This window comes from Sedimentibacter sp. B4 (assembly GCF_000309315.1).
Classification (GTDB): domain Bacteria; phylum Bacillota; class Clostridia; order Tissierellales; family Sedimentibacteraceae; genus Sedimentibacter; species Sedimentibacter saalensis.
Window position 1 is genome coordinate 1 of sequence record NZ_CANG01000628.1, and the last position, 339, is coordinate 339.

1 protein-coding gene is annotated in these 339 nt (G+C 66.1%); it reads right to left on the reverse strand.

Annotated elements, in window-relative coordinates:
* A partial coding sequence (locus tag BN358_RS26740) for a hypothetical protein (protein ID WP_198018455.1) occupies positions 1–339 on the reverse strand: 339 nt, incomplete at both ends.

Here is a 339-nt window from a genome sequence, read left to right on the forward strand (position 1 = left end):
TCACCGAGGCGAGCAGGGCGATGTTCATCGTCGGCCAGTTGGGATCGCTCTGGTCGGTGTTGCCGGGCGTCATGTCCGCGGCGGTGATGATCAGCGGAACGGTCGTGTCGTCGTCGTCGGTGGAGGTGATCACTGCGCTGCGGGCGGGAAGGACAGTGCCGAAAGCGGTCTTCGCGACCGAGAACACCTCGTCGAAGAAGAAGGTGTCCTTCGTCGAATCGGCCGTCGCGCCGCTCGCCGCAGCGCGGATGGTCGAGCCGGACGCGATGTCGGTGATGTACTTCACGTCGGTCTTGCCGATGAACGTGCTGCGGGTGGTGGGCCAGGCGGCGGGCTTGG